We start from the raw sequence: 26,149 nt of genomic DNA on the forward strand, positions 1-26,149 counted from the left end.
AAAAAGAGCTTGTACGCCTGAACTTGCCAAAAATACCTAAAAAAAATCAAATGGCACGATTTGTGCTCGCTTAAATATCACCTGCATGAATAACGCAATGGCCGTCAAATAGAAAAAGCCTCGATCTTGAAACAGCCCCAACATCTCTTCCTTTGCTTCCTTTTTCGAAGCAAAAACGGGCGGCGCAGCTGCGAGCTCTCGTTTCAGCGTGAGAAAACCCGCCGCTAACACACAAAAAGCGAGAAGCACCATCAATATAGAAGAAAACATGAACTGCCTCCTTTATTTTTTCCATGTAAAAAAAGAGCTTGTCCACATGAGATGACAAGCTCCTCTATCAAGGTGTTATTTCACAAATCCAAGCAGCATTTCGCGTAAAAGCTTGCTCGCTGTATTCGCTGTTTGGTCGGAATGATCGTATACAGGTGCTACCTCTACAAGGTCTGCACCGACTACTTGAACCTCAGATCCTGCAATGGCATGAATAGATGCAAGCAGCTCTTTTGATGTAATACCGCCAGCATCCACCGTGCCTGTACCAGGTGCATGAGCTGGGTCGAGTACATCAATGTCGATCGTCACATAAACTGGACGCCCCTTCAGCTTTGGCAATACTTGCTTCAACGGCTCCAACACTTCAAATTTAGAAATGTGCATGCCCGCTTCTTTTGCCCATTCAAATTCTTCCTTCATCCCAGAACGAATCCCAAAAGAGAACACATTCTCAGGTCCAATGAGTCCTGCTACTTTACGAATCGGTGTTGAATGAGACAGAGGCTCACCCTCGTATTCCTCACGAAGATCCGTATGTGCGTCCATATGGATAATCGCCAAATCAGGATATTTCTTATGCATCGCACGGAAAACCGGCCAAGACACAAGATGCTCGCCGCCCATTCCTAATGGAAACTTCCCTTTTTCTAAAATGCTGTCGACATACTCTTCAATTAAGTCCAAGCTTTTCTGAGCATTTCCAAAAGGAAGCGGAATGTCACCGGCATCAAAGAATGGCACCTCGTGTAGTTCACGATCTAAATAAGGGCTGTATTCCTCTAATCCAATCGAAACTTCACGAATACGGTTTGGGCCAAAACGTGAGCCTGGTCTATAACTGACGGTCCAATCCATCGGCATACCATATAAAATGACTTTTGCATCTTCCCATGTCGGATGACTTCCAATAAATACTTTTCCTGAATAAGCCTCTTCGAATCTCATGCAAGATTCCTCCTTTTACGCTTCAAAAAATGCGCAAACTGTTATTTGCGCATTTCCTCTTCGCTTGATTTATTTGATTAAGTCGCTCACAAATTTCGGCAGAACGAATGCCGCTTTGTGTAATTCTTTTGTGTAATATTTCGTGTCAATATCAAAGAAACGGCTGTCTTCTACAGCAAGTGGATCATATTTTTTTGAACCGATGGTAAATGTCCAAAGACCACTTGGATACGTTGGAATATTTGCTGTGTAAAGCTTCGTGATTGGGAAAATCTCTTTCACATCACGCTGTACATTTGTAATCAGCTCAGGTGTGAACCAAGGATTGTCCGTTTGTGCCACGAAAATACCGTCTTCTTTGAGTGCTTTTGAAATTCCTGCGTAAAATCCTTTAGAGAACAGGTTCACAGCTGGTCCAACTGGTTCAGTTGAGTCCACCATGATAACATCGTACTCATTGTCAGCTTCAGCAATATGCATAAAGCCGTCTCCAACTTTGACATCTACACGAGGATCGTCTAGTTTCCCAGCAATCGAAGGAAGGAATTTTTTCGAGTATTCGATGACTTTGCCATCAATATCAACAAGTGTCGCTTTTTTCACACTTGGATGCTTCAGGATTTCACGAATGACACCGCCGTCTCCTCCACCTACGACAAGAACATTTTCTGGGTTTGGATGAGTGAAAAGAGGAACATGTGCCACCATTTCGTGGTATACAAACTCATCTTTCTCAGACGTCATCACCATACCGTCTAAAAACAGCATATTGCCAAACTCTTCTGTTTCCACCATTTCTAAATGCTGAAAATCTGTTTGTTCTGTGTGAAGGGTTTTGTTCACCTTCAAAGTAATACCAAAATTCTTCGTTTGCTTCTCTGTATACCAAAGTTCGCTCATTGTCCATCTTCCTCTCATCCAATAATAAACAAACATCTATTGTTAGCGCCTTTAACGGCTATGACTATATCGATTGTCCAAGAAAAAAGTATAGTGGATTCATATCAAATTGTAAAGAACCGCATGACTTCTCTTCAATTTTAATGCACGCTCTTTCAATCATTTGTTTAAAACGGTTTTCTTTGTTCCATACTGATAAAAAACCGTCAAAATGGGGGCTTTGCATGGACACAATCATGAGTAATAAAAAAATCCGCATGACCGTGAAAACGATTCGAGCCTGTTTTTTTATTGGTTTGCTCGCTTTTCTATTTGCAGGCACTGTCTTTTTGACGATTCTTTTAATAGCCAAATGGCAAGGCGCCCCTTCTGTTCAAGTTCCCCAATCTACGACCATTTATGCAGCCGATGGTTCAAAGCTTGGAGAATCCAGCTTTGGAGAAAAGAGATATTGGGTGCCCTTAAAGGACATGTCCCCTTATATCAGGCAGGCAGCTGTAGCTGTTGAGGATAAAACCTTTTATGAGCATCATGGCTTTGATGTGAAACGGATGGCGGGTGCTGCAGTGGCTGATATTCGTGCCATGGCTAAGGTACAAGGCGCCAGCACGATCACCCAGCAATATGCACGAAATCTGTATTTAGATCATGATAAAACGTGGAAGCGGAAGTGGAATGAAGCCTTTTACACGATTCGCTTAGAGCAAAACTATACAAAAGATGAGATTTTAGAAGGATACTTGAACACCATTTATTATGGTCATGGAGCTTATGGCGTGGAAGCAGCGTCCCGTCTGTATTTCGGAAAAAAGGCAAAGAATTTGACCCTCGCTGAATCTGCCTTACTTGCCGGTATCCCAAAGGGCCCTTCTCTCTACTCCCCTTATGTGAATGAAGAGAAAGCCGGCGCAAGAAAGAATATGATTTTGAGGCACATGCAAGAGGACGGCATGATTACGAAAAAGGCAGCCGCTGAAGCCGCGAAAGAAAAACTGTCCTATCGCCCTTTGCAAAAGAAGCAGCTGCAAGCAAAGCAAGCCCCGTATTTTTATGATGATGTGATTCGTGAGTTGAAACAAAGCTTGGGGTTAACTGAGGAACAGATCGAAACCTATGGCCTTCATATCCAAACGACTTTAAATCCAGAGTTACAGAAAATTGCTGAGAAGACGTTAAAAAGCACAATCTATTCGAAATCAGACATCCAAATCGGCTTTACCGCTATCCATCCCCAAACTGGTCATGTACTCGCCCTCATTGGGGGAAGAGATTATGAGAAAAGTCCATTCAACCGGGTGACACAAGCGAAAAGACAGCCCGGTTCAACAATGAAGCCTCTTCTCTATTACATTGCCTTGCAAAATGGGTTTACACCAGCAACCGTCATGCGCAGTGAAGAAACGGTTTTTGAGCTCGATGATCAAGGAAGCGGCGCTGCTTATTCACCAAGCAATTATCATGGCTATTACGCCAATGACGGCATTACGATGCTTCAAGCCTTGGCGCTGTCTGATAATATTTATGCCGTGAAAACCCATCTATTTTTAGGAATGGAGCAGCTTGTACGTGCTGGCAAAACATTTGGCATCAACGAAAAACTAGATCAGGTGCCATCACTTGCCCTAGGCACGTCTCCTATCAAACCAATTGAAATGACCAATGCTTACGCAATGCTTGTCAATGGCGGAAAACGAGTCAAACCCACCTTTATTACAAAAGTAACGGATGCTAAAGGCAACGTGCTTTTTGAAGAAAAACAAAAACGAGAGCAAGTCTTAGATGAAAAGGCAGCCTTTGTCACCACCGACATGATGTCAGGAATGTTCAATGATCAGCTAAACGGCTATACGAGTGTCACAGGCCGCACCATTATGAAGGATCTCACGCGAACATACGGAGGAAAATCGGGAACGACAGGAGCCGACAGCTGGATGATCGGCTTTTCTCCCCAGCTCGTCACAGGTGTGTGGACGGGCTATGATAAAGGGCGTACCATTGACTCGGTCGAAGAAACAGCCTATGCAAAAAAGATATGGGCATCCTTTATGGAATCAGCCCTCTCCAAACAGCCAGCGTCCTCCTTCATGCCGCCAGACGGCGTAAAAGGTGTGTATATCAATCCAAAAACCGGCGATCTCGCAGGCCCAGGATGTGAATCAAAGGTATTCACCTATTTTATAGAAGGAACAGAGCCGACAGGTGTGTGCTACGGCGCTGAGAATAAATCTTCTGAGCAAGATCCGGTTCAAGATCAAAAGCCAAAGAAATGGTGGGAAAAGTGGCTGAAACGTTAAAAAGGACATGAAAAACCCCGAGATCTGCATCTCGGGATTCTCCATGTCCTAGCTTTAACACCAGTTTACTCAAAAATCAGCTGGAATTGGTAGCAATTCGCCATTCTTCACAAAAATTTCACAATTATTCAGGGACAGCCAATCCTTCTTTTAATTCATCTGTAGATGCTTCCCATAGTGCTTCATTATGACTCTTCAAGAAATCAGCCAGCACCTTTTTCGATACATCATCCATATGACTGACGACGATATTTCGCTTCATTGATTTATCCATGAAATTCACATGCTCTGGAAGCGACTTATACCCGCGGCGGATTGAACGGTCGACGGTCATTTCGCAAGCCGTCACACCCGCATAATAAGGACCTTCTTCTCTGCGGTCAATGGTCACCCATACGAGCCAATACGGCTTTCCGTTCGGTACCTCTTCTTTTGTTTTCAAGAATTTAATTCCTTTTTCCACGGCACTTCTTGCATGCATCGCACCAATATCAATGACAGCTTCCTTTTCCTCTACGTCAATGATCACCGGCGAAATGTTATCTAGGCTGAGCGCACCAGCTCCAAAGCCTCCGTGTCCGTCGGTTGCATCTGTTTTTTTAATGATGTTAAAACCAATTGGTTTCTTCTTTTTACCTTCCATTCATTAAACCTCCTAAAGCAGCGGCTTCAAAATAAGATTAAACCATTGAATGATTTGATCCCGCATTCCGATCAATGGACCAAAAACAAACTGTCCTAGCGGCGTGATCACGAATATGAGAAAAATAATGATCCCATATTGTTCGAATTGCGTCATTTTCGCCCGGATACGGGGGCTGACGACGTCCTCAATAATACGATACCCATCCAGCGGCGGAAGTGGCAATAAGTTAAATAGGAACAAAATGACGTTCAAGTTAATAAATATCCGGAAGAAATGATCAACTCCCGGCTCAAAGCGCATGAGCGACTCCCCGCCAAACTTCTGAAGAAGCACGTACACGAAAAAGCATAGAAACGCCAACACTAAGTTACTTAAAGGGCCAGCAATCGAGACGCAGATTCCTGCTAAGCGCGGGTTTTTAAAATGGTAACGATTCACCGGTACAGGTCTCGCCCAGCCAAACCCGGCGACAAAGATCAAAATCGTCCCAAATACATCGAGATGCTTCAGTGGATTTAATGTGAGTCTCCCTTGGTTCTTAGCTGTCGGGTCGCCGAAACGATACGCAACATATGCATGCGCCAGCTCGTGCATCGTAAATGCAACAACAAGCGTAATGGCGACATATGGAATGAGTTCTAATGGATACACAAGAAATTGGTTCAAAGGCATGAATCCCTCTTTCTTTCTATACAATGATTTACTTCATTCAGTATACTATAAGAAGTCCCTTAAACTAAAGGGAAGCGTAGCATGAAAGGAAAAAGGAGGTTTTCGCATTGCCGATTGTCACCGTACAAATGCTTGAAGGAAGAACAGACGAGCAGAAAAGAGCTCTTGTGGAGAAAGTCACTGATGCTGTTGTTGAAACAACAGGCGCAGGTGCAGAAAAAGTCTCTGTTATTATTGAAGAAATGAAAAAAGAACACTATGCCGTAGCAGGAAAGCGAATGAGCGACCTGTAAGCATAAAAAAAGGACAAGCACATAGGTGTTTGTCCTTTTTTCTCTTATTTTATCTGTACCACGCTTTGTTACGGTTCACTTGATTTTTATGAGCCGCATCAAAGAAATCGACTGTGTAGGAATAATCATAATTCATTAAGCAGACAATGCCGCTGCCTTGAGGGTCATGCGGTAAGCCAAAGTTATGGCCGTATTCATGCGTAGCCGCTTTTGCTGTATTCGCTGTTCCTTGATCAAGGTTGACGGCGAATGCACTTCCGCGCGGTGCACTATTGTATACATAAGCGATTCCGCCCGCATCAAAGTTTGGATTTGCTGTAAATCCAGTGACAAAATCGTATCCTCTGCCATCAAAGCTGCGCGAAAGGTTAGATAAGATTTGCTCTGCATTTGATCCAGAAGATGTCCAAGATCCTACTGCTTGTACGACAAAGTCCACATCATGATCACGGTTAAAGGTGACGTCCGCTTGCTCGATGATGCTGACAATTCTCGTCTGCCAGTCACTATATTTCGCACGATACTGCGCATCTGCTACAGCATAGACCGTTACTTTTTGACTGCCTGTACTTGCCTTTGTTGAAATAGAATCTCCTGTATTCGCCTTAAAGGTTCTAGAGCCTACCTGCTTACCAGACTCATCTAATACCTTTGTTGTCACATCTCGTTCAATTGGAGATGCTTTCGTCAAATCTTTAAAATCGTTTGCCTTTGGCAACCCCTCACCAATATGTGTTTCGAACGGCGCATGACCATGATCATGCCCATGACCAGCACTCGCGACTGGTGCTGAAGCTGAACTTACTCCCGGTAACAAACTACCTACCAATAAAAATGACAAAAAGACTGAACGCTTTTTCATTCCTATCCCTCCTTTGATTTTCACAAAGTTATATATTCACTGAAAATTCACTTTTTTCCTTCTATTCAGTCAAAAACAGGGAATTAGATACACAGGAAGAAAGTCGAAATACGTCATATTCACTAATTTTCCGGATCCTTCAGCACACATTTCATCGAAAAATAGCGCTTTTGGTCTAGGTCTTACAAAACAAAAAAAAGCCCTAAATGCTGGGCTTTTGCGAAACTAGTTCAATTCCTTCAACTGACCAATATAAGCAAGAGCATCCTCAAATTCTTCGTCCGTATAGCGCTGCTTGCTTTTAATGGTGAAGACCTTTTCCTTTACCTCATCTTCTGGCAGATCATCAAAGTATAAAATCGTAGAGACGAGCTCTAGGAAACGAGACGACTGCTCGTTCATCTGCTTCGTCAGCACTTTGAGGTCAGGCATGTCCACTTCACACTGATCGAGAAACTCTTTCCCATTGTCCGTCAGCGAATAGCGATATTGATAGTATCCGCCTTTTTTTTCCTTCATTTCGTCCAAGAATCCAAGGTTGCACAGCTCTTCAATTCTGAGCGTCAACTCCTCTGAATAGGGGCCATAAAAGTGAAAATCGTATTTCTCGTAAAAAGGCAAATCTAGCTTTTTTGCTATGTAAATCATCTTTTGCAGCTTCTTCCGTCCAACGATTTCCCCGGATTCAGAGAATACCTTCATCAACTTTGCATGCTCTTTCAACAAATTCCCGACATCTCCTTTTTCAGTACTTCCTTATCCCAATCCAAGCAGCTTCATGATTGCCTTCTTTTCTTCAGCTTTTTCCGACATATCTACAATTAAGTCCATCGGGAAATAAAGTTTATGATCGGTTCTTCGTTTACCGGAAATGGCATCAACAATATCTGACTGTCTCGACAGCTCTTTAATATGACCACTTTGCGTCAAAAGGTGGATCGGCAGTCTCTCTTCTTCCTCCCCTGGTCTGTAGAAGTCGTATGGCAAGTCAGAGGAAGAGTCGACGACTAAATAATAGTCAGGATCAATGCCTGCCTCCTTAAACAAGGCGGTCAGCTTGAAATATTTCGTCATTTCTTCATTCGGATTAAACTCTGTATATTGGAACAATCGGCGGTTCATAAAACGGCGGCACAAATCAGCCAGCACATGATCTTCTTCGTCTTCCCACGCCTGAAAATAAAATAAGACAATGGATTCATCCAGTTTAATATAGTCCTCTGTGGTGACATTCCCCTCGAAAATCGAATAAAAATGAACAGGGGCATGTGTGAAAATATAGCCCGTTTCATGCAGCTCTTTTGCACGGTGGAGAATTTTCGTTAAAATGACTTCCGCACTGCGTGTCACTGGGTGGAAATAGACTTGCCAGTACATTTGATAGCGGCTCATAATATAATCCTCGACCGCATGCATCCCGCTCTGCTTCATCACAATCTGATCTTCTCTCGGACGCATCACGCGCAAAATACGCTCCATATCAAAATGGCCGTAGCTGACGCCTGTATAGTAGGCATCACGCTGCAAATAGTCCATACGGTCGGCATCAATTTGACTTGAGATCAAACTGACCACCTGTTTGTTTTGATACGTCTTGGCAATCACTTCCGCCACATGCTTCGGGAAATCATCACTCACCCGGCGAAGCACTTCATTGACTTCGGTTTGCCCTAAAATAATATCTCTTGTAAACGATTCATGATCTAAGTGGAAGACCTTTTCAAAGGAATGAGAAAATGGTCCATGTCCGAGGTCATGAAGCAAGGCCGCACTCAGGACAAGCTCGCGTTCTCCCTCATCCCATTCCGGCCGTCCTTTGAATACATCATCCACAATCCGTCTCACAATCTCATATACACCGAGTGAATGATTGAAACGGCTGTGTTCTGCACCATGAAACGTCAAATAAGTGGTTCCTAGCTGTTTAATTCGGCGCAGGCGCTGAAATTCTCTTGTTCCTATTAAATCCCATATTAATGCGTCCCGTACGTGAACATAACGGTGCACAGGATCTTTAAATACCTTTTCCTCAGATAATTTCCCTTTTGGATACGCCATCGTTTCGTCCCTCTTTTTTTAAGACGTGTTTCTATTATATCGGGTAACTTTTCCCGAAAACATCCTTGAATTTGCTCGTGAATGTGTTCTCAACCATTGCACGGACGTAAAAAGCCCGACCTGACAGGGGCGGACCTCTTTTTAGGTCGACTGAACACATTCAGTGACATTTATTTGACTTTTTTTTGAACCTTTTCGAGTAACTCATCTTCTGTTGGTGCGGATAATGGGCGATTGTTCACAAACGCAAAAGCCTTTTTTCGTCCTGGACCACAATAGGATTGACAGCCAATTTCAATTTTTGCATCAGGGTCAACCGATTTGAGTCGAGGCAGCAACGTCTTTAGGTTCGTCGCATCGCAATCGTCACATACGCGAAACTCATTAGCCATGGTCTTACGCTTCCTTTCAATGATGAACTTCATTTTATATGAAACAGTTGGACAACCAAGAGTCTTAATATACCACCCAACATTGTACATCGAAGCGGCTGGACTTGCAAGACGCATTGTAAACGCCGAAGCATGCTCACATAAAAGCTAGTATTTTCCACTATCCTTTTAGCAAACTTGTATAAACTTTCTTGAACTTGGCTAATCTAATACCATCAAATCATATGGGGGTTTAAACATGTCAAAACAAAGACAAGATGCTTGGTCAGAGGAAGATGATCTTCTTTTGGCAGAAACCGTCTTACGTCACGTCAGAGAGGGCAGCACACAGCTGAATGCGTTTGAAGAAGTAGGAGACAAGCTGAACCGTACCTCAGCGGCATGCGGTTTTAGATGGAATGCTGTTGTGAGGCATCAATATGAAAAAGCGTTAGCCCTTGCCAAAAAACAAAGAAAACAACGGATGCGCGCACTTGGCAATGGCCAGCCTGCAAAGAAACGATTACTCTATCAGCCGCAAGTAGAAGAAACAATCACGCAAGAGGAATTCTCACAGGAGCTGGAACCAGCGCAGGAGGAAACGTTTGCACCAGCATCTGAAACAGCCGAGCAGCTCCAGTTTGTAGACCAAAGCTACAATGAAGAGTTAGCTAGTTTATCACATTTATTGTCACAGGCTTCTCATGTCGTAGAGAAAAAGCCAGAAGCCAATCCTTTTAGGCAGCAACAGGATTTAACCATCGAAGATGTCATTGATTTCTTGCGCCGCTATGAAGGCGATGGACAGCAATCCTCTGCCTTACGCATGGAAAACAGCCGGTTAAAACGAGAAAACAACGAACTTTCACATAAAGTCACACAGCTAGAAGCAGAAGTGAAAAAGCTTGAAAAGGATCAACTCACCATTCAAGAAGATTATGAAACACTCGTCAAAATCATGAACCGTGCAAGAAAACTAGTTTTGTTTGAAGAGGACGACACTGCCGCTCCAACCTTTAAAATGGACCGGAACGGCAACCTCGAAAAAATGGCAGAATAACAAAAAGTGCTCCCCATCTGCGGGAAGCACTTTTTTAAATGCCCAAAAATAGCATCACACTAAATAGGACATTAATCAAAAAGACAAACATAAAAATATACCTGACTTGTCTCACCTGAAAATCACCAAATATAAAAATATAAAGACCTGCGATGCCAAGTGTCAGTACAGGCTGAAGAAACGGCACCAAAAGCGAAATGCCGTAGCCGGCTCCCATGATAACAGGAAGCCATAGTAAATAGAGGTAACTGCCGTTTTTGGATTTCAAGAAACCACTCCCTCTCTTTCTTCTATCTGCTTGATTTCAGGTTGAACAAATTTGAGTCCGACAATTGTGCGGCCGCGTCTTTTTGAAGTCCAAACGGCAATCGCCGGCTGATCTGTCAGAGATTCTGTGTCAATGGTGATCCGCACTTTCTCATGTAATTCAATGACAGCTTCAGACTCGATTTTGCACCCAGATACACTAATATCATGTATGACCAACGGCACCTTCTCTTCTAATCTGTCCTCATATGATAACGTGCCTGTCACACCTTTTAAAGGTTTTCTCACCCATTTGCGCCGTATAGCCTTTGGCACTTTGGCACTTTCTCTTACAAAGCGGAGAAATGTCCGAACAGCATAGGATTTTTTCTCACGATCCGTTATCGATACATGCTCTCGTGTGAATAGGAAGCGGATCAGTGATAGATACTCTGATTTTTGTGTGTCAGTAAAAGCAACACCAACCATCAGCTTGTCTTCCTCTGGATAGCTCCAGACCACGTCACACGCCACACTTTCATCCTCTGTAAAGAATAATTGCTTTTGTCCTTGATAAAGAGAAGGAGCTTGATCCAATGGAATGGATAGACGCGCACCTGAATCACTCATATCTAGTAGAAAACAAGCAATCGACTCATCTTGATGATCAGAATGAAGCTGTCCCTCTTTTTCAATGACAAACCGCTCTGATTTTCGATAACGCGGACGGTCAAACGCCACAAGCAGTGCCATGAATAGACCTGCACCGTTATACATCACCCAAAAAATATTAATCAACGTGAGGTCAGCATTCATCGTCCCATTTACCTTCACATCGTATCCTATTTTCACTAGGACAAGCAATGAGAGCAGCAAAAAGATCAAATGGGGAATCATCGTTTTCAAATGAAAGTGTCTTTTGTCCGTTTGAATTCCCTTTGGTGTGACAAGAAATTCCACTCTCTTTTTGAAAAACAGCTCACTTAAAGCTACACCAGCCAGGTGGAATGCCATAGAGCTTTCATAAATATGACTCCAAAACATACTTCTTTTTTGATTCGACACTAGTTTAAATGCTAAATAGGAACTAAAAAACGCCGGTAGCCAGAACATGAAAATGGACTGGAAATCTGCCCAGAAACTTTGAATACCAAACAATAAAAACAAAATCGGCGTGAGAATGTAAATCATTTTAAACAAACCGTTAAACCAATACACAATACCATCTAAATAAAGAACTCGCTGCATAAGCGTTAAGCCACGAACCTTCAAAGGATTAAACTTACGGGCACACTGAATGTTCCCTCTCGACCACCGATCTCTCTGCTTTAACAGATCCAGCCAGCTTTCAGGTGCCAGACCGACGGCTAATACTTCTCCGACAGACACAGATTTGAACTTTCCTTGGAGTAGCATTCCTGTCGCCATGTCTTCTGTAATCACCCCAGTAGCAAATCCGCCAATTTCATCTAAGGCGATTCTTCTAAAGACAGTATTACTACCGACATACATCACAGCATTAAACCGATCCTTACCAGCTTGGAGGGTTTGCATGAAGAAGTCCTGCTCATTTGGAATTCGATCCTTCGAGAACATATTATATTGGAAAGGATCTTCGTTATAAAACGCCTGTGGAACTTGAACAAACGCCGTCGCTCCATCATGAAAGTAAGGCACTGTTTTTTCTAAAAACGAAGGAAGGGGGACCATATCCGCATCAAGTGTGAGAATCAGCTCCCCATTCGTTTGAGACATCGCATGGTTTAAGTTACCCGCCTTCGCAAACTGGTTATCTGTTCTTGTCAGATAATGAACACCAAACTCAGAAGCAAGCTGCTCTACAGACGCCCGCTTGCCATCATCACATAAATAAATGTGGACTTTGTCCTTTGGATAAGAGAGATTCACACAACCTGCAACAGTGCGTTTCAGCACTTCAATTGGTTCATTATATGTAGCTATGAAAATATCAACTGTTGGCAGCCTGTCAAGATCACTGATCATGACTTGTTTCCGATTGGAAGGCTTCCAAACAAGTGTATAAAACACAAGCAGCTGTAAAAACCCAATGCATTCACAGGCAACAAGCAAAATACCCATCACAATATTAAAAGTACCTTCATGCGGCAGTGTAAAGAAAAGACGCCAGCAAATATAAGCGGCATTTGTTAACACACAGAGCACAATGATGATTTTTTTAACAGTAGTGGCCACCGGCTGAATACGATACATTACATACAACACAGATAAAACACAAAGCATAAACAGCGGGTAATACGTGGTGAATAATGACAATACATTTTCCTTCTTTCTTACGCCATAAATGACTATCGCATATAAAACTACATAACGAAGGAGGGGATTCTTTCATTACAGTGCCCCTCCGTTTCTATTTGACTATCGTAAATGGTTTATTTCCACAATTTGTCTAACTGATTTGAATAAAAATCAATAGCTTTTCGATAATTCAAAATAGTAGGATCTGTTGTCGTTTCAGTTAAACAGTTCAGTAATATTTCCATTGCTTTCTTATGTTCCTTCAAATTATACAAAGTCATGGCATAGAACGTTTGAATGGCCTTGTTATCAGGATAAGCTTCTATCCCTTTTAGGAATATCTGCTTGGACTTTTCATATTCTCCTAAGGTTCTGTATGTACTTCCTAACCCTAGTAAAGCATCTTCCAGTTCCCCTGAAGACAACCCTAACTCGATGGCCTTTTCATAAAAAAAGACAGCTTGCCTTTCCTCTCCTAACAAATCATAACTCCATGCACATTGATAATGAATAGAGGCATCGTCTGGATACTCCTCTACAAGATGAGTGAGCATTTCATTTGATTCTAGATGGTGTCCACTTTTTCGAAGTTCAATGGCTTTCTCAAGCTTTGTTTCCATCACTTCACCTCTATGCTTTTTAAGATTAAAAGACTGATGTTTACGAAAACACCTTTTCATTCCGCTCAATCATCCGCGTCATGTTTTTTTCAAATTCAAGCTGTTCTTCTGCGTTTAGTCCTGACGCTGTCAGCTGATCACTGAGCGTTTGAAGCTCTTCTAGTAAAAGACGCATAAGAAGCGCACAATCAATTGGTTCTCCAGTTAATTCTGATAAAGACGCCATCGTATCAGGTTGTATATCAGGAAATACTGCCTTCACTTCTTCTCGTTTGTCTTTTAAGGCGGCGTCATAAAAACGGCGGATTAAGTCGGCACGTTCCCGCCCGCTTCCATCTGCACACAAATAAATTTGCACAGCAACTCCACCGCGTAATCTACGCTGAGAAATGCCTGCAAATTTCTTTCCATTGATGCTTAGATCATAACTGCCAGGACAATAAGAGCCGACAATCTCATAGGCTTCAATGTCCACCTCATACTTAGACAGCATCCGGCGGACCAATTCCACCATCGCATCATACCCGCGGTCAATATCAATGCCCTTCTTTTGTTCCGCAAAGATTAACGACACATTTAAGACACCTTCATCCAGCACCACAGCAAGACCGCCTGAATTGCGCACAATCACACGATAGCCCTCTTCCTCAAGCAGCTTCACACCATCTTGAAGAAATGGAAGCCTTGTATCCTGAATTCCAAGCACAATTGTATTGTGATGCACCCAAGAACGCGCAGTCGCTGGTGAGAGTCCCTTCCCGACCGACGCACAAAGCGTATCATCCATCGCAAAGGATTGCTTCGGGTCCACATAAAGACCAAGGCTCGATTGATCTATGATTCGCCATTTCGGCTGTGTCAGTAACTCAATAGGTTCATTTTTCATGTCCTGCATATCCTCTCGTTCATAAACTGTGTTTATTATAACATGGGATGAATGGAGGGAGAATGAGAGAGACTTGGTGATGTGGAAAAAGGTCGGTTCACAGTTGAAACTATCATTCATGACTAAAAAGACTCCTGCCAAGGGCAGAAGTCTCTGAACTTATGTTAAAGGTTGGCACCATTGGTCTCTATATTTTGTTGATACCAATAAAAACTGTCTTTTTTTATTCTTCTTAAATCTTTAAGATCTGTTTCATCACGGTTAATATAAATCAAACCGTATCGCTTTTTAAACCCGCTTCCTGTACTAACGACATCAAGTAAAGTCCACACATGGTAGCCGATAATAGGAACACCGTCTTTAATCGCTAGTTTCATCTGAGACAAATGGTCCTTCAAATATTGAATTCGATAGTCATCTCTAACTTTCGAATCGTCTTCTAGTACATCAGCTGTTCCCATCCCATTTTCTGTCACCATCAATGGAAGTCTATACCTGTCGTATAACGTGTTAAAAGCGAACCGGAACCCCTTCGGATCAATTTGCCAACCATACTCAGTGGCATCTAGATAAGGATTTTTTACATATCTGAAACGGCCCGGTACAACAAGATTTAAGATATTAACATAATCGGTATTTTCCACATCTTGCGGACAATATTCAGCTGCAAATGTTAAATAATAATTAAAAGCCAAAAAGTCGGGTTTGTTCGCCTTAATGACTTCCATGTCCCCTTCTTTGATATCCGGCTGCCAATTATGTTCACATAAATAGTCCCAATAATACTTCGGATACTCTCCAAACACATGAACATCTGCTAAATAATGATTGTAAAGGTTATCTGCATCACGAGCTGCCAAAACGTCCTCTGGTTTACTAGTTGCAGGATAAGAAGGAAGATAAGCAAATGCCGGCCCAACTTTTGCGTGCGGACAAATTTCACGACAGGCGGCGATAGCACGGTGTGTTGCTACAAACATATGATGATTCATTTGGTGCCGAATTTGTTCACGTTTTAAAGGATCTTTTTCCTTAATTCCAATAAGTTTTTCTTTTCTAAGCATCAAATTCTGTTCATTTATGACTAGCCAGTAATTTACTTTCTCTCCTAATTCGGTTAGAAGAATACGTGCATACCTTTCAAAGTCTTCTACACATTGATAGGAATGCCAGCCATCATATTGGTCAATCAGTGCTTGAGGTAAATCAAAATGATACATTGTCGGTATAGGTTCAATTCCATTTTTAACCAATTCATTAATTAGTTTCTTGTAAAAATTTAGACCTAATTGATTAGGCTCTTCATCATTTCCATTAGGAAAGATTCTTGTCCATGCGATGGAAAAACGATATGATTTTAAGCCTAATTCAACCATTAAAGCGACATCTTCAACCATACGATGATAAAAGTCACTTGCTACTTTTGTGTCAGCTTTTGTCGTTGATGACTCTAATGATTGCATATCAGCAATGGATAAACCTTTTCCATCTTCATTATACGCTCCCTCCACTTGAAAGGCAGATGTAGACGCTCCCCAGAGGAATTCTTTTGGAAATTCATTCAATTTCTTCATATCATCATATGCTCCTTTTTATTATTCAACTCAAGGTCATTACTTCTTCTCCGACCGCTATATTCGTTTTATTGCTGATTCTCATTGTTCTAGAAATCTCTTGACTATTCGTTATAACAATAGGAGTGGTGCTGTCGTATCCTGCTTTGATGATTTCTTCCAAATCAAATTCTAGCAGCACATCACCTTTCTGCACCTCCTGCTCAGGTTTTACCTTAACTGAGAAATGTTTTCCCTGTAAGTTAACCGTCTCAATACCAACATGCATCAATATTTCAGCCCCATTATGACTTCGTAATCCGATGGCATGACCAGTTGGAAAAACTGTTGCAACAACCCCCTCAACAGGCGCATATAGTTTACCTTCAGAAGGAATAATAGCAAATCCATCACCCATAGACTTGGAAGAGAAGACTGGATCATTCACCTTTTCAAGAGAAATTAAACTTCCAGACAGCGGAGCCACAAGTGTTTCCTTTTCTGTACTTTCATGATGACTAGTTGTTTTTGACTCTTTCTGCTGATTCACTTCAGCACGGCCTCCCTGTTCTTCGAAACCAAAAAGAATGGTTAACAGCAAAGAGATAAGGAAAGCAACAGTGATACCGATTAACAGCCCAATGAAACCATCCCCGAAGAATATAGGAAGAGTCATTAAACCTGGAGATGCGGCAGCGATTGCTCTTGATCCAGCAATACCCGTTATAATACCGCCTATTGCACCTCCTATCACGGCAGCAATCATAGGTTTTTTATATTTAAGTGTGAAACCATAAATCGCAGGTTCTGTAATACCAAATAGAGCCGTTAAAGAGGCTGTACCAGCTAACGATTTTTGTTTTTTATCTTTTAATTTAAAAAAGATACCTAAAGCTGCCCCAGCTTGTGCAAAATTTGCCGCAGCTGAAAACACAAAGATTGTTGTTTGACCAGATCGTGCAATATCATTAATTCCAACCGGTACTAAAACTTTGTGAAGTCCAAAAATAACCAGGATCGCCCACGTTCCACCCAAAAAGGCGCCAGCAACAGCAGGGCTTAAGTGATACATAAAGGCATAAGAACTAGATAGTAGGTATCCAAGATAATTACCAACAGGACCAAATACGATCAAAGTGAGAGGAACAATAATGGCTAAACTTAAAGCCGGAACAACTAATATTTTGATTACATCTGGCGTCACTCGCTTTAGGAACTTTTCTAATTTAGAAAGAACCCATATAGCTATAATAATAGGAATAACCGTTGAAGAATAAACACCTGGCAGAACTGGAACTGTAAAAAATGTGATTGATTCCCCACTTGCCATTAATGTTACAAGGTCTGGATATAGTAGAGCTGCTCCGATGATAACAGATATGATCGTATCAGCTTTAAACTTCCTTGATGCCGTAAGCGCTATCACAATTGGTAGAAAATAAAAAACACTGTCTGCTGCTGCATTTAAAATTCTATATGAACCTTCTTGATTATTGAGTACGCCTGTTGTACTAAGAATGACAAGAATTCCTTTAATAATACCTGCTCCAGCTAAAGCCCCTATGATTGGTGTAAATATACCTGAAATAATATCAACAGCTTGATTGAAACGGTTTTTAAATCCTTTTCGTTGTTCTTGATGTGGAGTCGTTTCTTCTTGAAAATCTCCTGTGGTCAATTGATTTAACTCGTCATGTACTTCTGATACTGAACTACCAATCACAACTTGAAATTCTCCGCCCCCCTGAACCACTTGAATGACACCTTCAAGTGAAGATACCTGATCTTTAGAAGCCTTACGATTATCTTTTAAACGTAGTCTCAGCCGGGTGGAACAATGATAAAAGGATTGAATATTTTCCTGACCACCAACTCGTTCTAGTATCTGTGCAGCCAACTTTTTATGATCCATAAAAAGATCCCCTTTACTATTCAAAATGATAAAAATAGTTAATATTACCTAAATAACCCATACTTTCCTATCGATTTCTACCTCTCTTTAGAATCAGAAAGCGTTAACATACATTGATTATAAAAAACTTATTTTTATAAAGAAAATACAATATATGAATAAGCCCATAACCTATAAGTTATGGGCTTATTCACTAAGTTGATTAAATTTACCAATTTCTTTTATACAAAGTTGTACAGATTTTCGGAGAGGTTTATCTTTTGAATAAATAATCCCAATTTTCCTATGAAGCGTAGGGGTAAAGGAGATGGTTTGAAGTGTTTCTGGTAAATATTCAAAGGATTTTCGAGACAGGATGGCAATGCCTAACCCACCTTTCACCATGCTCAAGGCAGTGTTGACACTATCAACAATATGGCTAATGTTCAGTTCTAAGTGATGCTGCCGAAATGCTTCAATCGTTGATTTTTCAAATCCATGACCACAAAGTATGATTTGCTCATCAACTACTTCTTCCATTTTCACTTCCTCACCTTCTTCCAAAGGATGAGGAGTGGGAGCAACAATCACCATCTCTTCCTCGAATAGAAAGATCGATTGATGGTCTTCTTCAGTGATGATGGTGATTCCAAAATCAACAGAACCATCCATAACCAATTCTTTTATTTTATTAACACTGCCTTCTGTAAAAGACAATTGAATGGATGGGTCATGCTCTTTAAAATACGAAATTAATTTTGGCATATATACGGAGGTGATACTTGGGAAACCACTAATATGTATCACGTCGGCTTTATTTTCGGTGAACAATCTCACTTCATGTTCAATGGACTCATATTGTTTAATCAATTCTTTTGCGTAGGGAACGACTTTCCTGCCTATTTCAGTGATTTCGAGCCCCTTCTTCTTATCTCTTATAAATAAAGAAACACCAAGGGTTCGCTCAAGACCAGAAATCGCATGACTGACTGCAGGCTGACTTATATGTAGGATTTCACTAGCTTTTGTGAAATTTTTCTCTTCCACTACCTTAAGAAAGATATATAATTGCGTGATTGTCATATATGATCACCTCTGTCCCCTAATTTATTAAGATCATAACATATCAGTTATGGAATAATAATAAAGATTCATTTCTCAAGCCATTTTATTCCCATTATAATTCAACTTATCTTTAATTAATACGCCGTGATAAAAACATGGAGGTGTTGTGTTGCTTAAATCTTTTTTTAAATACGTTCCTTTGATAATTGGTGTAACCTTATTAGGAAAGAAAGATTACGAAGAGTGGAAAAAGCTTGGAAAAGGTGGAGTTCCTTATAACGTTTATGGTTGGTTGCTAGTAACTTACTACCGCTTTTATAAACGGAACCCTATCAAAACAGATATCTATAATGACAGATTGAATACTAGAGAAGATTCTGTTCGTTTAGGTGAAGTAGAAAAGCGCAAAGGCCCTCGTCCAAAAATCGGGAAACATCCTGTACCACATAGACAATTGGACCAATTGGACAGCGAACCAGGAACAAGGGAACTGCTTGATGAAGTATTTAATGAATATGTTCAATCACATACTCAATGTGTTCACTATGAGAAAAGTTTCTTTGAAAAAAGAAATGATGCGATTACACTCATTAACAAAAATGCTGGGGTAACACTTGCCAAGGAAACCGAAGGAGAAATTGCACACATACATCCTTCTGACGGATCTATGCATATGGTGTTCAGTCCAAGTGATGCAAAAAAAGTAATCGAACAAGGCTGGGGAGAACGTCACCCTCTAGCAGGGGTTAAATTAAATCTGCCAGATACTTATCTCATGATATATACCCCTCGTAACAAATCAGAAGTGTTAGTGGTCAAACAACTATTAAATGCTGCGGTTGCTCATATGTCTGCTGGATGTACTTGCAGTACAAATAAGGAGGAAATTAAATGAAACTAGGTCATTTTATAAAAAATAATGAACGATTCATTGGCTACAAATCAGAAGATGGGATTATAAATGTAAATGAAGCTGCAAAACAAAAAGGTCTTCCGCTTCCAGAGTCAATTGATACATTAATTCGCTCTGGTGAACAAGGCAGAGAACAACTTCATCATGTTCTTGAAGCAATTAGTGACCCATCTCTCTATCTTGTAAAAGAACAGGACATTACATTTGATTCAGTAGTCATCAACCCTGAAAAAATTCTATGTGTCGGCCTAAACTACATGCCTCACGTGGAAGAAGCAGATATGGCGATTCCAGACTCTCCAGTTCTGTTTAGCAAATTTAACAATACGTTAGCGGGACATCAACAAGAGATTCCACTGCCTAAAACTGCTGAGAAATATGACTATGAAGCAGAATTGGTGATGATTGTTGGTAAAGAAGCTCGGGATGTCTCAGAAGAAGAAGCGCTGTCATATATTTATGGATATTGTGTCGGTAATGATGTATCTGCACGCGACCTTCAAATGAAATCTGGTCAATGGCTTCTTGGAAAAACACTTGACGCATTTGCACCGATCGGTCCTTATCTGGTGACAAGTGATGAGGTAGACCCAACAAATCTATCAATTGAATGCAAAATTAATGGTGAAGTGAGACAATCAAGTAATACAAAAAATATGATTTTCAGCTGTGCCACTCTCATTAGCTACATTTCTAAGTATATGACGCTTAAACCAGGGGATGTTATTTTCTCAGGTACGCCAGAGGGTGTTATCTTGGGATATACACCTGATAAACAGAATTGGCTTAAAGCTGGAGATGAAATGGAAGTAACAATTGGACAAATTGGACAGTTAAAAAATAAATTAGTTTGATGTGTGCAGGTGGCCTAGAAATGTCTAAGGCCACCTTTTACAATTTGATAAAAAGCTATATGACATGAAAAGTCACATAGCCGCCCACCATCTTCAATATACTATCTCCAATTCAGATCAAAACACAAGGTCTCACAACCCCGAGACAGGAATTGGTTCATGAGCTCCAGACAATACGCTCACTCTCCTGTTGATTAAGCTTCAACGATACCCCCTTCACTCATCCACGTCAGCAAGTCTTCAGTGATTAACTCTGCATGCTGAGGGACCATTACACCAGCATCTACAACCCACACGAGTTTCTCTTCTTTGGTCTGACGCATGAGAAATACTTGCCCTCCACCATCGTCGCCAATCGCTATATAGCCTCCTGCATACCGTTGAACCTCCCACGTTGCATTGCGTTCCGTAATGTCCTCAGTGCCGTATAGTAGAACATCGCCACCAATGGAACATCCATTTGTCTGTTTCAGCAAGTTTTTATAAGCATCGGGTAGCACCATGTTTAGTTGGGATTCTGCCTTTTTGATGTTTATATCAGTTTCTGGATTGTTGATGATTAGGCCTGGGATTTGGGGTAAATCGACCATTTGGATCCTCCTAGATAAGTGCTATGTTTATGAAGTTTTGCTTTATCTTTAGATTTACTTAACAGGTCACTCAATCCACAATTATATTCCAATTTATGAATTTCCCCTTGTCCAATTCTCATATATTAGTTGATCGAAGGCAAAGTAAATCTTGAAAGGCTTTTAATAGTCTGCTAGTAAATCTAGATAATATTTATCATCCTCTTGTATTTTGGTTAAAAACTCCTCTAAAGAATTAGCAATTTGTATATCATAATAATATATTGCGCTTCTATCCTTTTCATTCAATTCAATTGACATTAAAGCTGTCTCATTTGCTTCAAAAAAGATTAATTTGTTATTCTCAAATTCATCATAGATTTCAATGTCAGGATAGAATTCAAAATCATTAGCCCTTAATCGAAAGTCTCTTACAGAATAAGGGTCCATAATGCGATTAGTGTTAAACTCAGACCCATTAATAAAACCGTAACCTACCTCTATATAAAAACTAATTAACTCCTTAGGAAACTTTAAATCAAGTTCCTTTTCAACATCTAAGATTTCTTTTTCAGTTACTAAAAAAAAACTATTTTCTTCGTTTTTCTTAATAATTTCATATCCCATTATTTTTTAACTCCTTTAAATAATGTATTTGCTGGTGAACCTGCTCCATGTATACCTGCTTGATGCTCATTTGGAAATTTTGCAGGATGCATATTCCACCACTCATGCTCTCCTCCAAAAGTATTTTCAATTATATGGTGAGCATCATACTTATCTCCTTTTTTTCTAATTACTTTACCAGTTTTTCCTGAAATAATATTTTCATTATACACTGGCCACTTTTGTCCAGTATTTCTTTCCCACTCTTTGATTACTTTATTTTTCACACTATCAAATTTCGCCCGATGCTTAGCCGTTTCTATGGGTGACATTTTGCTATACTCTTTATTTCTTAATGCTGCTTTCAAATTATCTATTTGGTTTTTAGGTAACTCTCTACCTGTTCGTCCTTCTATATCTCTAACATATTTTTTTATTGTATCAGAATCTATCTTACTCCCTGTACTAGTAGTAATCCTCTTCACCGCACTCTTCCCTTGATCTATCTTAAAGACATATTTCCCTACCTTCACTATTTTCGCGATTGGGATAATTGAAGCTGCGGACAGAGCTTGGTCTGTGCTGCTGATGTTTTGGCTGGTTTCGGGGTTTTTGCCGGTGACGGCTCGATAACCGTCGTAGATTCCGCTGTATTCTAGGATGATGTTTTCGGTTGTTGAGACAACTTCACCGTCTAATATGCGCTTCGCGTTGCCTCGGCTCCGGCTTTCTGGGATTTTGTCTACTTCTTCTATTCTTACTACACCGTTTGCGATATACGTTCGGATGATTTGTTTATTGGCGTAAACGGTGTATCGGCCGCCAATAAAATCAATATCGGATGAGTCGGTGACAACTTCATCTGCGATATCGAATTCTTTTAATTTTTTAATGCCTTTGACGTTGTATAGTTTACCATTTATGACCCTGATGTCTCTATGAATCTTGTTTTTCCCGTTCACGGCTTCCCTTTGCAATGTCGTAAGGGATAGGTCGTTGACTGTGACTTGTTTGTTGATGTATTTATGTGTGTCATCCCGAACAACCGTCTCCACATCCGTCTGTTCTTTCTCTCTCAGCTTCTTCAGCATGATCATCATCGGATTATTGTCTTTCGGGTTGTCTATTTTGTCATTTAATCCACCGACGGTGCTGCTTATTTTTTCTTCTTTTCCATTTTTGAAAATAGACCCTTTTTGATAGGTGGTGATGTCGATTTTCGGGCCGGTGAACATGGTGCTTAACGTGTTGATGAATTGCTTCATTGTTTGAAGGGAGCTTTTTGTTTCTTGCAAAGCGCTTGTCTGCTCTCGGTCAAATGCATGAAGCAGTCCAATGGTTCTTGAGGTCTCGAGCCAGGCTTTTTGATAGCTCTGCTGAAAAGCTGATTCGTCTACATTTGGCAAATGAACAATATGACCAATTCTGCCAATGGCATGGTTTACATCCGTTACAATCTCAGATATCGTGCGCTCGGCTTTTTTTAGTCCTTGATCTAGTTCGTGTTCAATAAATGATTGTGAGATCAAGCCGTGCTGGTTTGGTTCAAGAGCATGAAGCGCCTGTTTTGTGCTTTTCAGCGCAGTGCTGTATTCCTCAATGACGACCTGAAAGAATTGCAGGAAGGGAATATGACATTCTGTATAAAAGGAGCGGATGGCTTGTCCCGCCTCTCCCTTTAGTGCGCCATCAAGTGAGATGATCTGATGGATTTGTTTTTCTATGGAGCTGATTTGTTGTGATTGCTGCTTTAATGTATTCAGCGTTTGGTCCATTCCGTTTATTAGCGCAAAAGCGTCAAGGGTTTTCATTGCGTTCTCCTTTATTTTCTTTTACTGCTGGAGGCAAGCGCCTTGTCCGTTTCGATCATGGTGTTCACCGCTTGTTCTGTTTGCACAAGCTGTTTCTGAAGAATACCTATGTAGGATGTACTTAATTCGTTCAACTGTTGATTGATTTTTTCTAATGTGTCTGCTTCTATGAGCTGGTTTCTCCCTTTGATGGATGTTGGAAGTTTTGCATTCATTTGAGCGCCTGATTGTTTTGCATGTTGTAAAACTCGTTTGATTTCACTGACATCTATTTTGATTTCTCTACTCATGTGAATTCCCTCTTTTTTCTTCCAATTGTTTCTGCTTTTCTTTCTCTATTTTTCTTTCAACGGAATGGATCTCATGTTCTAACGAATGGATTTCCGATTTTAGGTCACTGATTTTCTCATCAATTCGGTTCACTAGATTGGTCAGCTGTACACTTTTTATCTCTTGACTGGCGGATGCCATCTCTTCTCGAATGTCATCAAACGTATCTGCAAGATGGCCAAACCATGTATGTGATGTCAGATCTGGATAAGTCATTTTCTTGTTAGCATCTGCCAGAGCAGACTTTGCTTCTTTTATTTCTTTTCGACACATGCTCAGTTCTATGATTTGTTCTTTTTTTATGGATATGTCTGCCTTTAACGAATACAAGGCTGTTGTATAACCGATGATAGCTCCAGACATCGTCAAACACCTCTATCCCTCAAATAGTCCTCCGTTATGTTACCATTTCCTAGCACAAGAGGCATATGATTGAAAACGAATTCAACGAAAAATGAATCGTAGGTATTGGGTTTTTATACCTAATTCACACGCGCAAAAAAGCTGAATCCACCAACTGAATCCAGCTTTTGACGCTTATTTGACCGAATCACCAGCTGATGCTGATGGTTGATCGCTAAATGACGTGTCTTTCTTTTCAGGAATATAATGAAGAGAGAAACCGACAAGACTAAAAAAAGCGCTTAACACCAGTGTTGGATTTTTGAATAGGTTCGTACTTGCTATGATCAAATCTCCATTTTGCAAGAGAATCCCTAGTATTTGACCGAATACCAACAGGGTACCTGACGTTAAGAAAAGGACAAGCAGCACTTTAAATAAACATTCCATCAATGCTCTCATGTGTTTCTCCTTTCTATACTGGAAGTATGCCCATTCCGATGAGCCAGCCAATTCCTACAATCGGCAGCATATAGTAAAGAATGAGTGGTATAAATGTCTTCTCCGGCCGGGCTCCTGCAAGACCAGAAGCGATAAAGATTGATCCTGATGCCGGCGGGGAAGCGCCTTCTGTTGATGAAAAGGCAAGAATGGCGACAACAGCGACAACTGGATCTACTCCGACTGAGATTAAAGCTGAAAATGAGACAAGTCCAACAGCTGTTAATGTGGCAGTTGAAGATAATGGTCCAGCTACCAGCGTGACAAGAACACCAACAATGAGCACCATGAGCCACTTCGGAATGGCAAGTACTGATGTGATTTGCGTCAAATCTTCTGCAAGTCCTAATTCAGCAAGCACCTGACTAGCAGCAACAGCAAACAGCATCAATGCTCCGATGGTTGTAAACTTAGGAATGGCCGATTTGAAAAACTTAGACCAATCTAAAGCAGACGCCTTTTTTCTTCCAATTGTTAAGCTAATCAGCATCATGAGAATCGGAATCCACGTAATTAAAGAAATTTGATCCATCGCCTCTGGTCCAATGTCTGGATTACCTTTTAAATAATTTGCAAGTGGACCAATCGTCATGATAATCGGGATCAATGCACCGAAAAAAATAAAGATCGACTTCCACCCTTTTTTCACAGCTTCTCTAAAAGGGACAATATCATCTGGCGGCATCGCTTGAATTTTATTTTTTCTCACCAGAATATACACAAGAATAAATCGGTATACGACTTGATACAGCCCTCCTATTAAAAGAGCAATATATAAATCACCCTCAGATACAAGGGCTGCAACTGGTGCAAAGCCCAGCATGATAAACATGGAAGAGTTCGGAGGCAGCGCGGCTCCAAGTCCGCCATTCCCGGCTAGAATCGTGGCCGTATGGGTTCGGCTCCAGCCTGATTTAATCATCCAAGAAGCCGTAATAGAGCCAGTGGCAGCTGTGTTTGCAGAATTTGAACCTGAAAGAGCACCTAACACTGCTGAACCTAACGTACTCATATAAGCAGCTCCACCAGGAAGCTTGCCGACAACCGAATTCAGGATGCGCAAGAGTGCGTGAATTAATTCCAGCTTTTCGATTAAATAGGCCATGAATACAAACGCAACGGCTGCATAAAGCACCTCATATGTGGATGCAAATTTTAAACCATCCCAGAAAAGTCTTAATGCATCCATTCCGCCAAACAAAGTGGTTGCAATAAAGCCTAATAGCATGGCTTCTCCCATATTTCGTTTCACGATGACATTCCATATAATGATGACGGCTATGAATACAATCAATGCAATAAAACCCATGT

Annotated in this window: 28 protein-coding genes; 5 read left to right on the forward strand and 23 right to left on the reverse strand. The window is 40.9% G+C overall.

Features of this window, described 5'->3' with window-relative positions; translation table 11 throughout:
• Nucleotides 1-36: 36 nt before the first annotated feature.
• The 3 genes from MKY18_RS17095 to speE all read right to left on the reverse strand — a co-directional run bounded on the left by MKY18_RS17095 (nt 37) and on the right by speE (nt 2,118).
• Complete coding sequence (locus MKY18_RS17095; RefSeq protein ID WP_265208742.1) at nt 37-270, reverse strand: hypothetical protein; 234 nt, start codon at nt 268-270, stop codon at nt 37-39.
• Between the two features lie 75 nt (nt 271-345).
• Complete coding sequence (gene speB / locus MKY18_RS17100; RefSeq protein ID WP_065097838.1) at nt 346-1,218, reverse strand: agmatinase; 873 nt, start codon at nt 1,216-1,218, stop codon at nt 346-348.
• 69 nt (nt 1,219-1,287) lie between these two features.
• Nucleotides 1,288-2,118: a spermidine synthase gene (speE, locus tag MKY18_RS17105; RefSeq protein WP_003214614.1), complete on the reverse strand. Its 831-nt coding sequence runs from the start codon at nt 2,116-2,118 to the stop codon at nt 1,288-1,290.
• 224 nt (nt 2,119-2,342) lie between these two features.
• On the opposite strand from speE, the gene MKY18_RS17110 reads away from it, so the two are divergent.
• Nucleotides 2,343-4,412 carry a transglycosylase domain-containing protein gene (locus MKY18_RS17110; RefSeq protein ID WP_342497599.1) on the forward strand — a complete coding sequence of 690 codons (2,070 nt, stop codon included), beginning with the start codon at nt 2,343-2,345 and terminating at the stop codon, nt 4,410-4,412.
• A 124-nt stretch (nt 4,413-4,536) separates the two neighbouring features.
• Here MKY18_RS17110 and MKY18_RS17115 read toward each other — a convergent pair whose 3' ends face one another.
• Nucleotides 4,537-5,055: a YwhD family protein gene (locus tag MKY18_RS17115; RefSeq protein ID WP_065097836.1), complete on the reverse strand. Its 519-nt coding sequence runs from the start codon at nt 5,053-5,055 to the stop codon at nt 4,537-4,539.
• A 12-nt stretch (nt 5,056-5,067) separates the two neighbouring features.
• A complete protein-coding gene (locus MKY18_RS17120) occupies nt 5,068-5,730 on the reverse strand; it encodes a site-2 protease family protein (RefSeq protein ID WP_342497600.1) in 663 nt (220 codons plus the stop codon).
• 107 nt (nt 5,731-5,837) lie between these two features.
• On the opposite strand from MKY18_RS17120, the gene MKY18_RS17125 reads away from it, so the two are divergent.
• Nucleotides 5,838-6,023 (forward strand): 2-hydroxymuconate tautomerase, encoded by a 186-nt coding sequence (locus MKY18_RS17125; RefSeq protein WP_003214939.1) that lies wholly within the window; start codon nt 5,838-5,840, stop codon nt 6,021-6,023.
• 49 nt (nt 6,024-6,072) lie between these two features.
• Here the strand turns inward: MKY18_RS17125 and MKY18_RS17130 are convergent, their stop codons facing one another.
• The 4 genes from MKY18_RS17130 to MKY18_RS17145 all read right to left on the reverse strand — a co-directional run bounded on the left by MKY18_RS17130 (nt 6,073) and on the right by MKY18_RS17145 (nt 9,335).
• The gene (locus MKY18_RS17130; RefSeq protein ID WP_342497601.1) at nt 6,073-6,885 is read right to left on the reverse strand and encodes a zinc-dependent metalloprotease; all 813 of its coding nucleotides are present in this window, start codon (nt 6,883-6,885) and stop codon (nt 6,073-6,075) included.
• A gap of 225 nt (nt 6,886-7,110) precedes the next feature.
• A complete protein-coding gene (locus tag MKY18_RS17135; RefSeq protein WP_065097834.1) occupies nt 7,111-7,611 on the reverse strand; it encodes a YwgA family protein in 501 nt (166 codons plus the stop codon).
• A gap of 30 nt (nt 7,612-7,641) precedes the next feature.
• Nucleotides 7,642-8,943, reverse strand: a complete 1,302-nt coding sequence (locus MKY18_RS17140; protein ID WP_007497716.1) for an HD domain-containing protein — start codon at nt 8,941-8,943, stop codon at nt 7,642-7,644.
• 170 nt (nt 8,944-9,113) lie between these two features.
• The gene (locus tag MKY18_RS17145; RefSeq protein WP_003215259.1) at nt 9,114-9,335 is read right to left on the reverse strand and encodes a DUF1450 domain-containing protein; all 222 of its coding nucleotides are present in this window, start codon (nt 9,333-9,335) and stop codon (nt 9,114-9,116) included.
• Nucleotides 9,336-9,573: 238 nt separating this feature from the next.
• Between MKY18_RS17145 and MKY18_RS17150 the strand changes: the two genes are divergently transcribed.
• Nucleotides 9,574-10,374, forward strand: a complete 801-nt coding sequence (locus MKY18_RS17150) for an RsfA family transcriptional regulator (protein ID WP_265208735.1) — start codon at nt 9,574-9,576, stop codon at nt 10,372-10,374.
• A 34-nt stretch (nt 10,375-10,408) separates the two neighbouring features.
• Here the strand turns inward: MKY18_RS17150 and MKY18_RS17155 are convergent, their stop codons facing one another.
• The 7 genes from MKY18_RS17155 to MKY18_RS17185 all read right to left on the reverse strand — a co-directional run bounded on the left by MKY18_RS17155 (nt 10,409) and on the right by MKY18_RS17185 (nt 18,930).
• Nucleotides 10,409-10,642: a DUF5970 family protein gene (locus MKY18_RS17155; RefSeq protein WP_113767824.1), complete on the reverse strand. Its 234-nt coding sequence runs from the start codon at nt 10,640-10,642 to the stop codon at nt 10,409-10,411.
• The gene (locus tag MKY18_RS17160; protein ID WP_065097830.1) at nt 10,639-12,915 is read right to left on the reverse strand and encodes a glycosyltransferase; all 2,277 of its coding nucleotides are present in this window, start codon (nt 12,913-12,915) and stop codon (nt 10,639-10,641) included. Before MKY18_RS17160 ends, MKY18_RS17155 begins: the two co-directional genes overlap by 4 nt.
• A gap of 116 nt (nt 12,916-13,031) precedes the next feature.
• Entirely contained in the window at nt 13,032-13,517 is a 486-nt protein-coding gene (locus tag MKY18_RS17165) for a tetratricopeptide repeat protein (protein WP_065097829.1), read from the reverse strand.
• Nucleotides 13,518-13,557: 40 nt separating this feature from the next.
• Nucleotides 13,558-14,403 (reverse strand): lipoate--protein ligase family protein, encoded by an 846-nt coding sequence (locus tag MKY18_RS17170; protein ID WP_342487534.1) that lies wholly within the window; start codon nt 14,401-14,403, stop codon nt 13,558-13,560.
• 164 nt (nt 14,404-14,567) lie between these two features.
• Nucleotides 14,568-15,977, reverse strand: a complete 1,410-nt coding sequence (locus MKY18_RS17175; protein WP_340913356.1) for a glycoside hydrolase family 1 protein — start codon at nt 15,975-15,977, stop codon at nt 14,568-14,570.
• Between the two features lie 25 nt (nt 15,978-16,002).
• Entirely contained in the window at nt 16,003-17,868 is a 1,866-nt protein-coding gene (locus MKY18_RS17180; protein ID WP_340913358.1) for a beta-glucoside-specific PTS transporter subunit IIABC, read from the reverse strand.
• 186 nt (nt 17,869-18,054) lie between these two features.
• Nucleotides 18,055-18,930 (reverse strand): LysR family transcriptional regulator, encoded by an 876-nt coding sequence (locus MKY18_RS17185; RefSeq protein WP_340913360.1) that lies wholly within the window; start codon nt 18,928-18,930, stop codon nt 18,055-18,057.
• 151 nt (nt 18,931-19,081) lie between these two features.
• On the opposite strand from MKY18_RS17185, the gene MKY18_RS17190 reads away from it, so the two are divergent.
• Both MKY18_RS17190 and MKY18_RS17195 read left to right on the forward strand, forming a co-directional pair.
• Nucleotides 19,082-19,807 carry a hypothetical protein gene (locus MKY18_RS17190; protein WP_340913362.1) on the forward strand — a complete coding sequence of 242 codons (726 nt, stop codon included), beginning with the start codon at nt 19,082-19,084 and terminating at the stop codon, nt 19,805-19,807.
• Complete coding sequence (locus MKY18_RS17195; protein WP_340913365.1) at nt 19,804-20,679, forward strand: fumarylacetoacetate hydrolase family protein; 876 nt, start codon at nt 19,804-19,806, stop codon at nt 20,677-20,679. Before MKY18_RS17190 ends, MKY18_RS17195 begins: the two co-directional genes overlap by 4 nt.
• 194 nt (nt 20,680-20,873) lie before the next feature.
• Here the strand turns inward: MKY18_RS17195 and MKY18_RS17200 are convergent, their stop codons facing one another.
• The 7 genes from MKY18_RS17200 to MKY18_RS17230 form a co-directional block, all read right to left on the reverse strand.
• A complete protein-coding gene (locus MKY18_RS17200) occupies nt 20,874-21,269 on the reverse strand; it encodes an SMI1/KNR4 family protein (protein ID WP_340913369.1) in 396 nt (131 codons plus the stop codon).
• A 162-nt stretch (nt 21,270-21,431) separates the two neighbouring features.
• On the reverse strand, nt 21,432-21,875 hold the full coding sequence (locus tag MKY18_RS17205) for an SMI1/KNR4 family protein (protein WP_340913372.1): 444 nt from the start codon (nt 21,873-21,875) through the stop codon (nt 21,432-21,434).
• Nucleotides 21,875-23,665 (reverse strand): T7SS effector LXG polymorphic toxin, encoded by a 1,791-nt coding sequence (locus tag MKY18_RS17210; RefSeq protein ID WP_340913375.1) that lies wholly within the window; start codon nt 23,663-23,665, stop codon nt 21,875-21,877. Before MKY18_RS17210 ends, MKY18_RS17205 begins: the two co-directional genes overlap by 1 nt.
• Before the next feature lie 11 nt (nt 23,666-23,676).
• Nucleotides 23,677-23,955, reverse strand: coding sequence for a YwqI/YxiC family protein (locus tag MKY18_RS17215; RefSeq protein ID WP_126740939.1), 279 nt, complete (start codon nt 23,953-23,955; stop codon nt 23,677-23,679).
• A complete protein-coding gene (locus MKY18_RS17220; RefSeq protein ID WP_126740940.1) occupies nt 23,948-24,358 on the reverse strand; it encodes a DUF5082 family protein in 411 nt (136 codons plus the stop codon). The genes MKY18_RS17215 and MKY18_RS17220 overlap by 8 nt, the downstream gene beginning before the upstream one ends.
• Nucleotides 24,359-24,532: 174 nt before the next feature.
• Nucleotides 24,533-24,799, reverse strand: a complete 267-nt coding sequence (locus MKY18_RS17225; RefSeq protein WP_126740941.1) for a hypothetical protein — start codon at nt 24,797-24,799, stop codon at nt 24,533-24,535.
• 13 nt (nt 24,800-24,812) lie between these two features.
• Complete coding sequence (locus MKY18_RS17230) at nt 24,813-26,147, reverse strand: TRAP transporter large permease subunit (protein ID WP_268453538.1); 1,335 nt, start codon at nt 26,145-26,147, stop codon at nt 24,813-24,815.
• Between the last annotated feature and the right edge of the window lie 2 nt (nt 26,148-26,149).

The organism is Bacillus sp. FSL R7-0672 (assembly GCF_038601465.1).
Taxonomy (GTDB): Bacteria; Bacillota; Bacilli; order Bacillales; family Bacillaceae; genus Bacillus; species Bacillus pumilus.

Excerpts from the sequence above, each read along its gene's own strand:
- MKY18_RS17095 (WP_265208742.1), bottom strand. The coding sequence starts at position 270 with ATGTTTTCTTCTATATTGATGGTGCTTCTCGCTTTTTGTGTGTTAGCG.
- speB (WP_065097838.1), bottom strand. The coding sequence starts at position 1,218 with ATGAGATTCGAAGAGGCTTATTCAGGAAAAGTATTTATTGGAAGTCAT.
- speE (WP_003214614.1), bottom strand. The coding sequence starts at position 2,118 with ATGAGCGAACTTTGGTATACAGAGAAGCAAACGAAGAATTTTGGTATT.
- MKY18_RS17110 (WP_342497599.1), top strand. The coding sequence starts at position 2,343 with ATGGACACAATCATGAGTAATAAAAAAATCCGCATGACCGTGAAAACG.
- MKY18_RS17115 (WP_065097836.1), bottom strand. The coding sequence starts at position 5,055 with ATGGAAGGTAAAAAGAAGAAACCAATTGGTTTTAACATCATTAAAAAA.
- MKY18_RS17120 (WP_342497600.1), bottom strand. The coding sequence starts at position 5,730 with ATGCCTTTGAACCAATTTCTTGTGTATCCATTAGAACTCATTCCATAT.
- MKY18_RS17130 (WP_342497601.1), bottom strand. The coding sequence starts at position 6,885 with ATGAAAAAGCGTTCAGTCTTTTTGTCATTTTTATTGGTAGGTAGTTTG.
- MKY18_RS17140 (WP_007497716.1), bottom strand. The coding sequence starts at position 8,943 with ATGGCGTATCCAAAAGGGAAATTATCTGAGGAAAAGGTATTTAAAGAT.
- MKY18_RS17145 (WP_003215259.1), bottom strand. The coding sequence starts at position 9,335 with ATGGCTAATGAGTTTCGCGTATGTGACGATTGCGATGCGACGAACCTA.
- MKY18_RS17150 (WP_265208735.1), top strand. The coding sequence starts at position 9,574 with ATGTCAAAACAAAGACAAGATGCTTGGTCAGAGGAAGATGATCTTCTT.
- MKY18_RS17165 (WP_065097829.1), bottom strand. The coding sequence starts at position 13,517 with ATGGAAACAAAGCTTGAGAAAGCCATTGAACTTCGAAAAAGTGGACAC.
- MKY18_RS17170 (WP_342487534.1), bottom strand. The coding sequence starts at position 14,403 with ATGAAAAATGAACCTATTGAGTTACTGACACAGCCGAAATGGCGAATC.
- MKY18_RS17175 (WP_340913356.1), bottom strand. The coding sequence starts at position 15,977 with ATGAAGAAATTGAATGAATTTCCAAAAGAATTCCTCTGGGGAGCGTCT.
- MKY18_RS17180 (WP_340913358.1), bottom strand. The coding sequence starts at position 17,868 with ATGGATCATAAAAAGTTGGCTGCACAGATACTAGAACGAGTTGGTGGT.
- MKY18_RS17185 (WP_340913360.1), bottom strand. The coding sequence starts at position 18,930 with ATGACAATCACGCAATTATATATCTTTCTTAAGGTAGTGGAAGAGAAA.
- MKY18_RS17195 (WP_340913365.1), top strand. The coding sequence starts at position 19,804 with ATGAAACTAGGTCATTTTATAAAAAATAATGAACGATTCATTGGCTAC.
- MKY18_RS17200 (WP_340913369.1), bottom strand. The coding sequence starts at position 21,269 with ATGGTCGATTTACCCCAAATCCCAGGCCTAATCATCAACAATCCAGAA.
- MKY18_RS17205 (WP_340913372.1), bottom strand. The coding sequence starts at position 21,875 with ATGGGATATGAAATTATTAAGAAAAACGAAGAAAATAGTTTTTTTTTA.
- MKY18_RS17210 (WP_340913375.1), bottom strand. The coding sequence starts at position 23,665 with ATGAAAACCCTTGACGCTTTTGCGCTAATAAACGGAATGGACCAAACG.
- MKY18_RS17215 (WP_126740939.1), bottom strand. The coding sequence starts at position 23,955 with ATGAGTAGAGAAATCAAAATAGATGTCAGTGAAATCAAACGAGTTTTA.
- MKY18_RS17220 (WP_126740940.1), bottom strand. The coding sequence starts at position 24,358 with ATGTCTGGAGCTATCATCGGTTATACAACAGCCTTGTATTCGTTAAAG.
- MKY18_RS17225 (WP_126740941.1), bottom strand. The coding sequence starts at position 24,799 with ATGAGAGCATTGATGGAATGTTTATTTAAAGTGCTGCTTGTCCTTTTC.
- MKY18_RS17230 (WP_268453538.1), bottom strand. The coding sequence starts at position 26,147 with ATGGGTTTTATTGCATTGATTGTATTCATAGCCGTCATCATTATATGG.